The sequence below is a fragment of the Clostridium sp. KNHs205 genome (assembly GCF_000702945.1).
In the GTDB taxonomy this organism is placed as follows: Bacteria; Bacillota; Clostridia; order Lachnospirales; family Lachnospiraceae; genus Anaerocolumna.
Genome location: NZ_JNLE01000003.1, coordinates 3,480,928 through 3,497,120 on the forward strand (window position 1 = coordinate 3,480,928; position 16,193 = coordinate 3,497,120).

Below are 16,193 nucleotides of genomic sequence, written 5' to 3' on the forward strand. Positions count from 1 at the left end.
CTGTTTTCAAAGTTCGGATATTTATGAATTCGCAGAAAGAGCAAGCCGGTATTATCTTAAAGTTAAAGATGTATAACTATAAGATTACCAGATTTCTATTTCCTAATTCAATTATCTTGGTATTGCCGCTGTTGTTTTCCGGTTACCCGGAGGTTTTTTCAGCAATTCACACAGCCAAGCCTATGAGAGAGCATCCGCCGAAGATTTCGCTGACTCCCTACCTCGTTAACCTCTGAATAATTACCCAAAGAGGTACATGGCGCTAATTTTAAACATTTCTGTTGTAAGAACCCTGGGTTGGTTCGGTTAATGGTTACCATATGTAAGTATTATATGCGTTTCACTCCTTTCTGTGCGATAAATATTATATCAAAAAGAACTGAAAGTTACTACGCTATATTATCATTTTATAGAGGATAAGTCAATGAGACAAATAATTAAAGCTGCAATCAATCTGCATAATTCCATGAATTCTGGATAATAGAAGTGGTTTGAATTATTAAAAGCATTGCATATATTAGTAAAAGGAACGACCATATAATACATGTATTTCAAGGCGGGGAAACGCTTTCAACTATAGCGGAGTAAAATAATATCTCACTTTTAAGACTAATTATAGACAATAATCTGACGCCGAATATTACAATAGGGCAGGCTATTATAATTGTACCGCCCAGTAGAACGTATATAGCTAAAGAGGGAGAAACTATCCCAGGTATTACAGAAAATAATGGATCTAGTGTACTGCAATTGCGGCGCCTAACCCCAAGCATTACAGATAAAAATACTTTAACCGTAGGAGAGGAACTGGTAATTACAGGGTAGCATGGGGTCCCGACCCCATGCCACCCGTCGGGTGCTCGGTGCGAAAAACTTTCAAACTGTCAGTTTTAGACTGGAATTAATTTCTGGTAAAGAAAGCAATACCGCAGGCTCCTGGGCCGGCATGAGTACCTACAACAGAGCCGATAGGACTTTCAAAGAAGCTCTGAATACCAAGGTCATGTTGAGAATGCTCCAGAAAACCGTTCATTGTATCCTTACCGGCAGAATATCCTATACAGATTTCACGATTTAAATCTATTTCATTTAAGGTTATGAGTTCTGCAAGCTTCTTATATGCACCGGTCAGACCCCTTGCTTTACCTGCAACACCTACCAAACCATCCTTGACTTCGATGATTGGTTTAATATTTAACAGCCCGCCTGCAAAGGCACTTACACTGGATAAGCGGCCGCCTTTTTTCAAATATTCAAGACTTTCTACTAAAGCCAACAGACGGATGTTCTTCTTTACAGCTTCCAGCTCTTTGGCAATAGCATCACCGGACAATCCTCTTTCTCGCAGAGCTAACGCTTCGCGGACTAATAGCTGAAGTCCAAGAGTAACAGTCTCGCTGTCAATAATATGAATGTCTGTGTAATCAACGATATCCTTAGCTATCTGGGCACTTTGGTAAGTACCGCTTAACTTTGAGGCGACGGTAATTACAATCAAGGTGTCACCATTATCCCGTGCTGCTTCATAATAGGGCAGGAACTGTTCAGGTGTGGGCTGGCTGGTTGTAGGAAGTACTTTCGCTTTCACTAATCTTTCGTAAAATTGATCAATGGTTATATCTACCCCATCCAGATAATCCTCATTTTCAAAAATAACCCGAAGCGGTACAAGGGTTATATCCAGCTCTTTTGCAAGTTCTTTACTAATATCGGAAGTTGAATCAGTTAATATTTTTATACTCATTGGTCCTCCTTTGGACTTTGAAAGAATTGATGGAGTGTAGAGAGAGCAGTAGTAAGTGTTCTAAGCTCATCCTCCTTTAATTTTTCAGCAACCCCGTCTACAAGGCGTTGGTGAAAATCCTTATGGCAGCTGTAGGCTTTCAGGCCTAAATCCGTTGGACAGACCTTTACAAACCTTTTATCGCTGAGCTGCTTTTCGCGTTTTAAATAGCCTTTCTGTTCTAAGGTTTTAACAGAGGTAGTGAGAGTACTGGCTGTTACCATCAGCCTTGCAGCTATGTCGCTCATGGAATAAAGGCCTTCTTTGTTGCCGTCATATACTGCCTCTATGACATGCATTTCATGTACTGAGAGGTTTTTAAAGTCGTCTTTTGCAAGTGCAGTTTCTTCCAGGCGAAGAATATCATGAAAAATTTCTACCAGAAAGGTATTTAACTCTTCTTTGTATTGATTCATATGACTCCTTTACATAAAGGTATATCCTGAGTATTTGCAATTTCAGTATATTCTAATACTTTGAATATCAAAGTAATGATATTTTAGCAGAGCATAAGCTTTCTGTCAATAATAATTTGATATTCAAAGTATTTCTTTATAAGCTGCAAATAAGGACGTAAAATTTTTTGAATCACGTCCTTATCAGATGGCGGGAATCAAGTTATAATTACAGTATAAATACAACATATTTCACACCCATAATTATTCCTGCAACGAAAAGGAGCAGGTTATGAGAAAGGCATGGTTACAGTAATGCAAAACTATTATTTGGCGGTTGATATCGGTGCTTCCGGAGGCAGACATATTCTGGGTTCATTGGACAATGGAAAGCTTCAATTGGAAGAAATCTACCGATTTGAGAATGGACTTATTGAAAAAGACGGGTATTTATGCTGGGATCTGAACCGGTTGTTTCAGGAAATCCTTAACGGTCTGAAGAAGTGCAAAACAGCAGGTAAAATACCGGTAAGTATGGGCGTTGACACCTGGGGAGTGGATTTTGTTCTTTTGGATTCCGAAGACAAAGTTCTCGGACCTACCGTTGGATACCGTGACAAAAGAACAGCAGGTATGGATGAGGAAGTGTATAAGGTAATTAAGGAGGAGGAGCTATATCACAGAACTGGTATTCAGAAACAGATTTTTAACACAATATATCAGTTAACAGCAGTAAAGACCCAAAGACCTGAAATACTCCAAAAGGCAGAAGCTTTGTTAATGATTCCGGATTATTTTCATTTTCTGCTTACAGGTAAGAAAGCGCAGGAATATACCAACGCAACTACCGGTCAGTTGGTAAATCCTGTTACAAAGGACTGGGATTATGCCCTGCTTGACAAATTAGGCATTAAAAAAGAAATCTTTCAGAAGATTTCCTTACCGAAAACCTCTCTTGGCAATCTTCGCAGGGAGATACAGGAAGAGGTTGGCTTTGACTGTGAGATAGTACTGCCTGCTACTCATGATACGGGTTCTGCAGTTCTGGCAGTGCCGGCTTCCGATGATGATTACCTGTATATCAGCTCCGGTACCTGGTCCTTAATTGGCATCGAGAGGATGGAAGCTGACTGCAGAGAAGAAAGCAGAATTGCAAATTTTACCAACGAAGGTGGTTATGATTACCGATTCCGCTATCTGAAAAATATTATGGGCTTATGGATGATTCAGTCAGTAAGACATGAGCTGGAGGATAAGTACTCCTTTGCAGAGCTGTGTGCTATGGCTGAAAAAAGCAGTTCCTTCCCTTCCATCGTTGATGTAAATGCTCAGGAATTCCTGGCACCGGCCAATATGACCCAGGCTATCAAAGACTACTTAAAAGAATCCGGGCAGAAAGTACCGGAGACAGTTGGAGAGCTGGCTGCCTGCATCTATAACAGTCTTGCTGCCAGCTATAGCAGTGCTGTTAAGGAAATAGAAGCACTAACCGGAAGAAGCTTCAAGCGCATACATATAGTAGGCGGCGGTTCCAATGCAGATTATCTGAATCAGCTGACAGCTGATTATACAAGCAAAGACGTTTGTGCAGGACCTTCTGAGGCGACGGCGCTGGGCAATATATTAGCACAGATGTTAAAGGCTGAGGTATTTGAAGATATTATAGAAGCAAGAAAATGTGTTTATGATTCCTTTGGTGTTCGAGTTTTCAATTCAAGTATTTAATGATAAGCAATGATTGACAAGTAATATTATTGCTTATGAAAGCAACGCTAAGAGAATTTTACAACTAAGGTTATTCAATATTTAATATAATAATCAATTAATATTTTATTTCTTATTATAAGGAGAAAAGCTATGACTACAAAACAGAGATATGAATCTGCAAGAGAAATTTATAAAAGATTAGGTGTAGATACAGATGAAGCGATTAAGAAAGTGCTTGGAACTTCAATTTCCATGCACTGCTGGCAGGGAGATGATGTTAACGGCTTTGAAGGGGCTACTCAGTTATCCGGAGGTATTCAGGCAACTGGTAATTATCCTGGTAAAGCTAGAACACCAGAGGAATTAATGGCTGATATCGACAAGACCTTAAGCCTGATTCCTGGAAAACACCGTATTAATCTACATGCCAACTATGCTATTTTTGAACCCGGTGAAGAAGTCGACAGAGATAAGCTTGAGCCAAAGCACTTCGCTAAATGGGTGGAATTTGCTAAGAAAAGAGGTCTTGGCCTTGACTTCAATCCTACTTACTTTGCTCATCCTAAGGCAGATGGACTTACCTTATCCAGCGAGAAGGAGGATATCAGAAAGTTCTGGATCAATCATGGGATTGCCTGCATTAAGATAGCAGAATATTTTGCAACAGAGCTTAACACACACTGTTTATTAAATATCTGGATTCCCGATGGTTTTAAGGATATTCCTGCTGACAGATTAAGCCCCAGAGCAAGACTGAAGGATTCCCTGGATCAGATAATCGCAACACCTTACGATAAATCCAAAGTATATGTAGCAGTTGAATCCAAAGTATTTGGTATTGGACTTGAGGCGTGTACAGTAGGTTCCCATGAGTTTTATATGAGTTATGCAGCAAAAAATGACATACTCTGCCTGTTGGACAATGGTCATTATCATCCTACTGAGGTTGTATCCGATAAAATACCTTCCATGCTGTTATTCTCTGATAAATTAGCTCTTCATGTAACCAGACCAATCAGATGGGACAGCGATCATGTGGTACTCTTTGATGATGAAACCAAGGAAATTGCAAAAGAAATTGTACGCTGCGATGCACTGGACAGAGTATTGATCGGATTGGATTTCTTTGATGCCAGTATCAACCGTGTTTCTGCCTGGGTAGTTGGTATGAGAAATATGTTGAAATCACTGCTTTATGCTACCTTGCTGCCTAATGAAAAGCTGGCATCCCTTCAGAATGAAAATAAGTTTACAGAGCTTATGATGTTACAGGAAGAATTAAAATTCTATCCTTTCGGTGATGTTTGGAACTATTTCTGTGAGACTAACGGAGTACCTGAAAGAGAAGACTGGTTTGCTGAAGTTACGGCATATGAAGCAGAAATTTTATCCAAGAGAAATTAATAATTTATTATTTAAGAGATTTATAGCTCTGCTGTTTATCAATAAAAAATTGGTAAACAGCAGAGCTTTTTTATTTATAATTTAATTTTAATATGAAATACTAATTATTGACAAATGTTAATATATGGGATAATATGTTATAATATACTATTTAAAGGAGGATTTATATATTGAAAAGAAAAATAATGGTTATTTTGCTTTTAGTTGTCGTTTTTTTATTTTTGGCATCTAAAAACCCGAAAATTACTGCATCTATAGCAGCGAATTCTTCAGAAGCTTATAATGACGCTACATCAGTAGTACATATGGATAAAAAAATATCAGATGAAAATCTGACAAAAATGAATAATAATACGAAAGTGAATACGGATAATTCAATAGTGGCAACTATGTCGATAGGTGTTAGTGGAGGTAATATAACAGAATGGAATACTTTAACTAAGTTTCCATTTACCAGTGATGAATATAATGCATCAGCAACTATGCAGGGGTTAATTTATGTAGTGAATGGGACAGAACTTTATCAATACAATCCTAATACTAATATATGGACAAAGAAAGCAAGTCTGGTGCAATCAAAATCACCTGTGGCACTGGCTGTAGTGAATGACAGATTGTATGCTCTTGGTGGACTAACAAAAGATGAAGTTGTTGCTATAGAAGAGTATAACCCTGTAACTGACACATGGATCTATAAAACGGGGTTCTATTTGTCTGTAAAGTATGATTTTTGCATAGAAGTAATAGACGGTTTAATTTATATAATCGGAGGGAATGAAGGAGTACCTGTAGATGTAATGGATGTGTATAATCCAGTAAGCAATAAATTTGAAGGTAGAAAAAGTATGCTAACTACAAGAGCTGATAAATTTGGTTCGGCAGTTTTGAATGGTAAGATTTATGTTGCGGGAGGTAAAGATGATAATACGATGGAGATGTATGACCCTTTAACAGGAGAATGGGAAAATGTGGCATCCATGACCGCACCAAGAAGCTATTTAGACCTTATTGCATATAACGGTAAGATATATGCAATTGGTGGATTTGATGGTATTGATGCATTGGATTCTATAGAAGAATATAATCCGGATACGAATAGCTGGAGGATTTGCTCTGACATATTGTCTACTCCACAATATTTGTTTAATGCCTTTGTGTTAGATGAGAAAATACTTATGATTGGTGGAGAAATAGGAAGGGAGAAGTTCATACATTCATTTATCATACAAAGTAATGATCAAAGTAATGAAGCAATGGATATTACGTATGAATATGATTCTAAGGGTAGACTTATATGTATTCTTAATAATGGAGTTATAAAGGCATATTTAGAGTATGATAAAAACGGTAACCTCACACGTATAAGACCTGCAAATTGAAATTTATTATTGTAAGATTTCAGATAACTAATGAGCTAATGGAGGATAAAATGAGAAATAAAAAAATAATAGCATTCACCTTATGTATAGGAATACTTGCATCCAGTTTTGGCAGTTATATAACTGGTTATTCGCAAATAAATACAAATAAGTTCACTGAGAAAAAATATGATACCAGCCTTGATAATAGTGGTATTAATACATTACCATCCTTGAACTTGGCTGAAATCGAGCCGGAGGTTAATAACAGAAAAAATATATATTCTGATAATAGTTTGATAACATCAGATAATAACGAAGAGATATTATATAAGGGTACAAAAAGTACCTTAAATCCCGGAACACCGGATATATATAACATCAGTGAGGATGAAGTGAAATCAATGCTGCTGGAGGGGTATACGGTAGAGGATATTTTTGAGGCAGACAAAATTGGAAATGAAACAGGTATTGAGCCGAAGACTCTTCTGGAGAAAAAAGAATCCACAGGAAAGTCCCTTAATCAGATAAAAAATGAGATACTGGAAACCAACCGGAAGAAGGTGGTGGAGGAATTTAAGAAAACGTACCCGAAAGAGTATGAGAAACTAAAAAGTAAAAAAGTAAAAGAATCAGATATTACCAATCTTATAGTCTATGCTGAGATAAACAATAGAAAGATAACGGATGATTTGGTTACTGCTTATCTAAAAAGTGGTAGTAAATTATTTGAAAAACCTATTGTGACAGCAAATGAAAATCAGATATCTCAGGATGATAAAAAGAAATATCAACTATCGGATTTAGAAACGGAAAGTATACCTGCTGAATTAATTCCAAAATTTGAAGAATTAGCTAAAAAAACCGGAAAGCCTGTAAAAGAATTGATGAAAGGATACCTTAAGGGCAACAGCAGTGGAGAATAGAGAGGTGATAAGAGCATGAAAAGAAAATTGAAGAATTTACTCTGTACCATATTTTTAATGGGAGTCATGTTATTAGCAACTGGAAATACTTGTTATGCAGAAGTTGATATTAATGCTCTTGAAGGGTATTTAAATGGGGTAGTAACACAGCAGAGCATAAATCAAATTAATAATCCCAAGTATGCCAATAGAAGCAATACTGTTGAAACCATTGATCCCATTACAGGAAATTTACTTATACAGGAAACAGACCTTTCATTACCCGGCAAAGATGGCTTGGATTTATCTATTGGAAGAGTATACAATTCCGCTCAGGATGAATTTGAGAAAAAGGTTTCTGTTACCTCTTCATCAAGTTCTTATACACAAACATATACGGGATATGTAGTGCTGGTATTGTTTTTTAATGAAAGTAACGGAACAACTTATACCAATACAATAGGGACCTTCACGAACTATGATGATGCAGCGGATGTGTATATATATTATAGGGATAATGTAGTTAATTGTATACCTGTAAGAATTTATGAGCAGACAAGCATAACCTATTATACGGACTATACAATAACAACGAAAAATTATCCTGATAAATACAGTTATTACAAAACAAGGTATAATTTGGGAGCAGGCTGGTCCCTTTCTTTTCCATCCGTCCAGTTAGAGGATTACAACGGACAAAAATATATGTACTACCATGATGAAACCGGAGCGGTATATAAAGTAATCGGAACCAATGATACTAGCGGTACAAATCTTGATGGATACGAAGGTAAGGATGTTAAGTTTGTAGAAGATAATGGCTCTTATATCAACGGAGACAACGTATCCTCCAAATACAAATTTATTCGTTCCGATAAAACGGTTGAATATTTTGCTGCAGATGGAAGAATATTAGGGATTAAAGATAGGTTCGGTAATCAGATTAAGTTTAAACATGTAAATATGCAGGTTTATGACAAAACATATCCTTTTATCAGCCAAATTGAGGATAGTACAGGTAGAATCATTAACTTTAATTATGCGGGTAACAATATCATATTAACTGTAACTGCACCGGGAGAGACAGAGCAAATAAATATTACCTATGAACGTTATTTTCTGACAAAAGAAGCTACTGATAATGGAGTTGTTATTGATACTTATACATATCCTATTCTGTTTAAGGTTATTGATCCTATAGGCAGAATAACCTACTATGAAGATTACTATAATTATAATAATAACAGTCATCCCAATGAACGGTATTCTTATAGTACAAAAGCGTTAACCGATTCCTCAGCATCGGCTGATCGATATTTATTGGGGAGTATAATTTATGCAGGAACCAAAACTCGTTATGAATATGAAAAGGTATTGAGGAATCTTGGCACAGAAGGTTTAACGGATGCCTATAGAATAAAAGCAAGGTATGATCAGTTTCAAAAACTGGATGCCGGTAGTCAGACACCTCTTGATTGGAACGGTAATTATAATAGAATAGATTATACTTATTCGGGTGATTATACCGGATATCCTGCTTATTCAGGCGAAGAAGTTACGCCGGAAACCTATGAGTTCTGGACTGAATCAACTGCATTAAATGGCTTAAAAACAAAATATACTTTTAATGGGGTTAAACAACAAATACAAAAGGAAAGTTCTGTGTCTAACAATGAGAAGAAAGTTGTTAAGAATCTTGAGTTTGACAGTAATTATAAGTTTAAACCTACTAAAACTGAACTAACAGAATATGCCGGTGACGGGACCCTGGCATCAACGCTTTATATGGGAATGGCATATACGGAATGGGGCGGTTTAAGTTCGTCCACATTACCTCTGACTGCTGTACAATATAATGATGCAAATACGAAGATAAAATATACAACTACATATTATTATGAGAACTCTTTATTTCCGTATTTTGTAACAAAAAAACAGTCGTTTCAGAATGACACAAAACTCTTAACTGAGAGTTACAACTATGATTCCTCGGGAAGATTACAAAGTCAGATAAATGCAAAAGGGGAAATAACTAATTATCACTACTATACTGACGCATTTGGTAACCAGATAGAAGAATTTACAAAACCCCTTGAAGCGGGGAAAGAGGCTAAAACGAAATACATATATGGCAGTGAAACGGGCTATGCCTACCCAAAAGAAATAATCAGCTATTATACGGATGAATGGGGAAATGCTACCCAGACCAGAACGGGTAAGACCTATGATATGCTGTTAGGGCTTGTACGGACAGAGACAGATAATGATTATAAAACCACTTCCTATATTTATGATAAACTTGGCAGGCTGGTTTCCAAACAATTACCGGGGTTTAGTAATAATTACGGAGAATATTATACGGTTACGGAAGAGTATTCCTATACCAATGCGTTTAATCTGGATTATCTGGATGGAAACGGTTATTTATATGGAACTACCGTAGAATCTTATACACGTTACAGCAATATTGACGGCTCCCAGTCCTTTTACAATATTAAAAACGAACTGTACGATGTCTATGGGAATCTGAGAAACAGTCAGTCTTTTCGTGACTCCAGATGGGTAAATACGGCAAGCTATAACTATGACTCTATGATGCGAGTCATAGCTTCCGTGGATGCAGAAGGGAATATGGTAACGGCTTTTTATAATCCGTGGGGCGAGAACAATGAAAATATTGATGCTTTGGGTAACTTATATGTATCGGATTATGAAATAAAAAGCAATCAAATAAAGAGTTATTTTGTAGCGAAAGATAATATAGCAGCTTACCGTACAAATCCTGGAATTAATACTTATAAAGAAAATTATCTGGCGGTATCACTCGACCAGTTTGGAAGGATTGTCTCAAGAACGGTATATGAAAATTGGCCGGTATTAACCGGAGAGCTGTCAGAATTATACCAATATGATATTGCAGGTAATCTTATTGCGTATACCGACCCAAAGCGGAATGTGAATGAAGACGGGTATACCAAGAGCTATCAATATGACGAGCTGAATCAGATAATAAGGGTAAAGGATGCGATTAACCAGATTACTGCTGTAAACTATAATGCATTAGGAGAAATAGCAGTTGTAACATTGAAAGATAATGAAAGCAGCATAATGCCTGTAACCATATATGAAAAGACCTATGATGAGCTTGGAAATATGACAGGCAAGGCCGATACTTCAGGAGAGTCAGCTACTAACTTCTACAATGAGCTGGGGCTGAATACACGTTCCACAGACAGAAACGGTAATATAAATATTTTATCATACGATGAGCTGAATCAATTAAATTCGTCTTTACAGATTGGGGCGGATTATACTTCCACTCGTGAATACAGGTATACCTACCGCAATCCTTTTGGATATTTTGATGAACTGAAATATGAGAATGGCACGCCTAGTGCCCAAAGTCACTATTTCTATGACCAGAGCGGACAAGTTATTCAAAAGAATGTGTACACGGGGAACATTACCTCTAGCCTGAAACTGCAATACGATGATACAGGGAACATAAAAAGTCTGGGAATAGGAGTATTTGACAGCAATTATTTCTATACTAATTACGGATATATAAGTGGAAGGCTTACCCAGGTGCAGACCAACGGCTTGACTGCCTTAAGCTCGTTGGATTCTGAAAATGCCACTTATGAGTACTATCCTGATGGAAAATTAAAAAAGTTAACCTATCCGAAGCTGAATGACGGTTCTCTGCTAACAACGGAATATGCCTACAATGCTATCGGCAGGCTTGTTTCCGTTACAAATAAAAAGAACAGTATGGTATTATCCGATTATTCCTATACCTATGATGCCAACGGTAATATCATAACAGTTCAGGAAGATTCTACGGTAAAGACCTATGTATATGACAAACTAAACCGGTTAATTGAAATACAACCAGAAGCCGGAAATAGCACTAACACCATATATACCTATGATCTGCGGGGGAATCGGTTAACCTTAAGCAGTGCATGGTTTGACCTTAATCTTGCGGAAACAGAATATACCTATGATATGCAGAATAATTTAAAATCTGTCACAAAAGGTAATGCAATAGCGCTTGCTGGGAATACGGCAGATGGATTAACGACAGAAGAGAATACTATAACGGGTTCTGCGGTGACGGTATCAGGAGGAGCTATCAGCTCCATAGTGGGATATGAAAAGGATGAGAAGCAAAAGATAAATATAGTAACAGGGACTGCAATCCATAAGTTACAGGAGACGGTAATAACAACGATGGATTATTATGCGGACGGACTAAGGGCAGGGAAGTATACAGCTGCGGGTTCCGAGTTGTATATTTATGATCTGTCAGGAAGACTTGTAGCGGAAGCTGAAAATTCGTCAGTCATAACGGCAAACTATATATGGGGGGCGGATAGGGTTCTTGCCAAAAAAGAGACAGCTGGTGGAGAATATTATTATCTGTATAACGGTCATGGAGATGTTGTCCAGATAGTTGACAGAAACGGAAATGTGGTTAATAATTATAAGTATGACGAGTGGGGGAATACACTGGAAAATTCTGAAATTATAAGTAATCCGTTTAAGTATGCGGGAGAGGTGTATGACGAAGAAACAGGTTTGTACTACCTTAAAGCAAGGTATTATGATCCGGCTTTGGGACGGTTTATCAATGAGGACAGCTATGAAGGGCAGGTTAACAATCCACTTTCTCTGAATGTTTATGCCTACGGCTATAATAACCCTATAGGATATATTGACAGCAGCGGTAATATTCCGGTAGAAACTATAGCGGATATCTTTAGTATTGCATGGAGTCTAAATGATTTTGTTAAAAATCCAAGCTGGTCTAACTTTGGATACCTGGCATGGGATGTAGCGGCAACTATTGTACCCTATGTACCAGGTTCGTATACCGCCAAGGGCTTGAAGGCTGGTGCCAAGATTTTGGCAAAAGCTGACGATTTTGAAAAAACCGGTGTATGGGCGATGAAGGCGTTTGACAGAGGTTATGCTATCGAAAAAATGTTAGGTGGCTGGGGGACTAACTTTCCGGTAATTGATAAAGCGGTAAAAGGGGTAAAGCGTTATGCTGAATCAATAACTAGTATTAAGTCCATGGATATTACGGCCAAGACCTATAATAAAGGGAATAGAATGTATTCTACATTAAAAGGGTATATTGATTCTTTATCAAGTTTTACTACTAAAACTTGGGCAAAGGAAACAATATCTGCAGGGACTGGTACCAAGAGATATCTAGAATTAGCAATTCCAGCTGTTGAGATGACAAAGAGTCAATTTACACAGTTGCAGCAGGCTATAAAGTATGCTTCAAGCTTGGAAAATCCAGTGGAAATTATTCTTAGAATTATAAAATAGAAAGGAATATATAATATGGAATATCTATATCGCTATGTATCTATATACGCTGACCCACAGAATAATTTAATAATTATTCCAACGGGGTGCTCGCCAACTAGAGGTACAACTGTTGATCTTGATTTGGCAGTTCAGCTTTTGCAACCTTATACAGATCAAGAATTAGAACGAATGATTTACCAAATAATGGATGAGTGCTTTAGCGTTATACCAGATGATGAAGATAAAGTAACTCCTATTGAAAAATTATTAAAGATAAAAGGATATTCTAGAGCGGTAAAGGAAAGAAGATTTATTTCTTTTCTTTGGGATATTGATGAAGGCTATATAATAACACCAACAAAAAAAGTACCAAGGCAAGGGTATTGTCATATGGTGGATAAATCATTTCGTTTAGGGATGAATCCAAAAGAAGGTGAAATTGCAAAGGCAATAAGAGAAGCTATGAAATTGTCGACACCTTAGTCAGACAAATATTAGGAAATAATAAGAAGAGAGAGTTAGCTATACCTGCGGTTGAAATGACAAAAAGCCAATTTACTCAATTGCAGCAGGCAATAAAGTATGCTTCCAGCTTGGATAATCCAGTGGAAATTATACTTAGAATTATAAAATAGGAGAGATATATCATGGAATACCTTTATAGGAATTTATCAATTTATGCAGATCCTAACGATAATTTAATTATTTTTCCAACAGGTGAATCACCAAAAAGAGAAGGTGCAACAGTAATTCTGAATTTACCGATACAACTTTTATATCCTTATACAGACGAAGAATTGGAAAAGAGTATCTATAAAGCAATGGACCTCTGCTTTAGTATAATACCAGATGATGAAGATAAAACAACGCCAATTGAAAAGTTTCTAAATATAAAAGGATATTCCAGGGCAGTAAAAGAAAGAAGGCTTATTTTTTTCTTTTGGAATGTTGATGAAGGATATATTATAACACCTTCCCAAAAAATACCACGTCAGGGATATAGTTCAATAGATGAGAAGGAATTTCGCTTAGGGATGAATCCGAAAGAAGAGGAAATTGCAAAAGCAATACGGGAAGCAATGAAGTTATCAACACCCTAATCAAGCGAATGTATGCAAAATAATTTGAAAAGAGGGTATTCATTCTACCCTCTTTTCTTAGATAAAGGTAAACCCATAATTAAACACCTATGGGATAGAAAAGAATTATGATCTGGCTTAGGGACAGTTTATTAATGAGGACAGCTACGAAGTAACTCCACCCATATTTTCTGAACCGGCGTATGGGCGATGAAGGCGTTTGACAGAGGTTATGCTATCGAAAAAATGTTAGGTGGCTGGGGGACTAACTTTCCGGTAATTGATAAAGCAGTAAAAGGCATAAAGGGTTATGCCGAATCAATAACCAGTATTAAATCAATGGATATTACGGCTAAGACCTATAATAAGGGGAATAGAATGTATTCTACATTGAAAGGGTATATTGATTCGTTGTCAGGATTTGTAGAGAAAGATTGGGGAGGTAAAAGTATAGTTACCGGTGCTGATACCAAAAGATATCTGGAATTAGCTATACCTGCGGTTGAAATGACGAAAAGCCAGTTTACTCAGTTGCAGAAAGCTATAAAGTATGCTTCTGATTTAGAAAATCCAGTCGAAATTATACTGAGAATTATTAAATAGGAGACATAAATATGGAATATCTATATCGCTATGTAACAATCTATGCAGACCTTAACGATAATTTGATTATTTTTCCAACGGGTAATTCACCAACAAGAGGGACAACGGTTGACCTTGACATACCTGTTCAGCTTTTTAATCCCTATACAGATGAAGAATTGGAAAAGGTGATTTTCCAGGCAATGGATCTTTGCTTTAGCATTATACCTGATGACAATGATAAAGTAACCCCTATAGAGAAATTATTAAAGATAAAAGGATATGCAAAAACAGTAAAAGAAAGAAGATTTATATCCTTTTTCTGGAATGTTGATGAAGGATATAGAATAACACCTACGAAAAAAGAATCTCGGCAAGGTTATTGTTCTATGGTGGATAAAGCAATTCGATTGGGATTGAATCCAAGAGAAGGAGAAATTGCAAAAGCAATAAGGGAAGCAATGAAGTTATCAACACTTTAATACTGAATAGACATGTAGGATAATCTGAAAAGAGGGTATTCATTCCACCCTCTTTTCAGAGCTGATTGTAAGTCTGTTATTATAATGACCAGAAGGGATAAATTGATGAAAAGACGGATATGTAATATATCTGTACTATCTGAGGGCAAAAAAGGTATCGTAATCCGTTTTTGGGAAGGTTTATTAATGAGGACAGCTATGAGGGACAGGTAAATAATCCACTTTCTTTGAATGTCTATTCCTAAGGCTATAATAACGCCATAGGATAGATTGACAGCAGCGGCAAAATCCGGGTAGAAACCATAGCAGATATCTTCAGTATTGCAGAGTATATTGATTCTTTAGCTGGATTTATAGAGAAAAGATGGAGAGATACAAAAGTAATAACAGCTTATACCAAAAGATATCTGGAATTAGCCATACCAGCGGTTGAAATGACAAAAAGTCAGTTTACTCAATTGCAGCAGACAATCAAGTATGCTTCCAGCCTGGATAGTCCAGTGGACATTATACTAGAATTATTAAATAGGAGTGGTATAGCATGGAATATCTTTATAGAAAATTGTCGATTTATGCAGACCCTGATGATAATTTAATTATTTTTCCAACAGGTCTTTCATTAAAATGGGAAGTAACAGTTATTTTGGATTTGCCGGTTCAACTATTAAATCCATATACGGATGAAGAATTAGAAAAAGCAATCTATCAATCAATGGATCAGTGTTTTAGCATCGTGCCAGATGATGAAAATAAAACAACTCCAATTGAAAAGTTTTTAAATATAAAAGGATATTCCAGGGCAGTAAAAGAAAGGAGGCTTATTTTTTTCTTTTGGAATGTTGATGAAGGATATAGAATAACACCTACGAAAAAAGAATCTCGACAAGGATATTGTTCTATGGTGGATAAAGCAATCCGATTGGGATTGAATCCAAAAGAAGGAGAAATTGCAAAAGCAATAAGGGAAGCAATGAAGTTATCAACACTTTAATACTGAATAGACATGTAGGATAATCTGAAAAGAGGGTATTCATTCTACCCTCTTTTCAGAGATGATTGTAAGCCCGTTATTATAATTACCAGAAGGGATAAATTGATGAAAAGTCGGATCTATACTATATCTGTACTATCTGAGGGCAAAAAAGGTATCGTAATCCGTTTTTGGAAAGGTTT

12 protein-coding genes are annotated in these 16,193 nt (G+C 36.7%); 10 read left to right on the plus strand and 2 right to left on the minus strand.

Annotation, left to right across the window (positions count from 1 at the left end):
- Positions 1 to 901: 901 nt before the first annotated feature.
- A complete protein-coding gene (locus tag BR73_RS0114360) occupies positions 902 to 1,744 on the minus strand; it encodes a DegV family protein (RefSeq protein WP_033166096.1) in 843 nt (280 codons plus the stop codon).
- Positions 1,741 to 2,199 carry a MarR family winged helix-turn-helix transcriptional regulator gene (locus tag BR73_RS0114365; protein WP_033166097.1) on the minus strand — a complete coding sequence of 153 codons (459 nt, stop codon included), beginning with the start codon at positions 2,197 to 2,199 and terminating at the stop codon, positions 1,741 to 1,743. The genes BR73_RS0114360 and BR73_RS0114365 overlap by 4 nt, the downstream gene beginning before the upstream one ends.
- A gap of 282 nt (positions 2,200 to 2,481) precedes the next feature.
- On the opposite strand from BR73_RS0114365, the gene rhaB reads away from it, so the two are divergent.
- From rhaB to BR73_RS0114415, 10 genes are all read left to right on the plus strand, one after another.
- A complete protein-coding gene (gene rhaB, locus BR73_RS0114370; protein ID WP_347463437.1) occupies positions 2,482 to 3,903 on the plus strand; it encodes a rhamnulokinase in 1,422 nt (473 codons plus the stop codon).
- A gap of 132 nt (positions 3,904 to 4,035) precedes the next feature.
- Positions 4,036 to 5,289, plus strand: a complete 1,254-nt coding sequence (locus tag BR73_RS0114375) for an L-rhamnose isomerase (RefSeq protein ID WP_033166098.1) — start codon at positions 4,036 to 4,038, stop codon at positions 5,287 to 5,289.
- A gap of 170 nt (positions 5,290 to 5,459) precedes the next feature.
- On the plus strand, positions 5,460 to 6,668 hold the full coding sequence (locus BR73_RS0114380; RefSeq protein WP_033166099.1) for a kelch repeat-containing protein: 1,209 nt from the start codon (positions 5,460 to 5,462) through the stop codon (positions 6,666 to 6,668).
- A gap of 50 nt (positions 6,669 to 6,718) precedes the next feature.
- Positions 6,719 to 7,573 (plus strand): hypothetical protein, encoded by an 855-nt coding sequence (locus tag BR73_RS0114385; protein ID WP_033166100.1) that lies wholly within the window; start codon positions 6,719 to 6,721, stop codon positions 7,571 to 7,573.
- A gap of 15 nt (positions 7,574 to 7,588) precedes the next feature.
- On the plus strand, positions 7,589 to 12,895 hold the full coding sequence (locus BR73_RS0114390) for an RHS repeat-associated core domain-containing protein (protein WP_033166101.1): 5,307 nt from the start codon (positions 7,589 to 7,591) through the stop codon (positions 12,893 to 12,895).
- 15 nt (positions 12,896 to 12,910) lie between these two features.
- Positions 12,911 to 13,360, plus strand: a complete 450-nt coding sequence (locus tag BR73_RS0114395; protein WP_033166102.1) for a hypothetical protein — start codon at positions 12,911 to 12,913, stop codon at positions 13,358 to 13,360.
- 164 nt (positions 13,361 to 13,524) lie between these two features.
- Positions 13,525 to 13,977 (plus strand): hypothetical protein, encoded by a 453-nt coding sequence (locus BR73_RS0114400; protein WP_033166103.1) that lies wholly within the window; start codon positions 13,525 to 13,527, stop codon positions 13,975 to 13,977.
- Positions 13,978 to 14,166: 189 nt separating this feature from the next.
- Positions 14,167 to 14,559 carry a hypothetical protein gene (locus BR73_RS0114405; protein WP_156034724.1) on the plus strand — a complete coding sequence of 131 codons (393 nt, stop codon included), beginning with the start codon at positions 14,167 to 14,169 and terminating at the stop codon, positions 14,557 to 14,559.
- Between the two features lie 11 nt (positions 14,560 to 14,570).
- On the plus strand, positions 14,571 to 15,020 hold the full coding sequence (locus BR73_RS0114410; RefSeq protein ID WP_033166104.1) for a hypothetical protein: 450 nt from the start codon (positions 14,571 to 14,573) through the stop codon (positions 15,018 to 15,020).
- A gap of 541 nt (positions 15,021 to 15,561) precedes the next feature.
- Entirely contained in the window at positions 15,562 to 16,011 is a 450-nt protein-coding gene (locus tag BR73_RS0114415) for a hypothetical protein (RefSeq protein ID WP_033166105.1), read from the plus strand.
- Positions 16,012 to 16,193 lie beyond the last annotated feature (182 nt).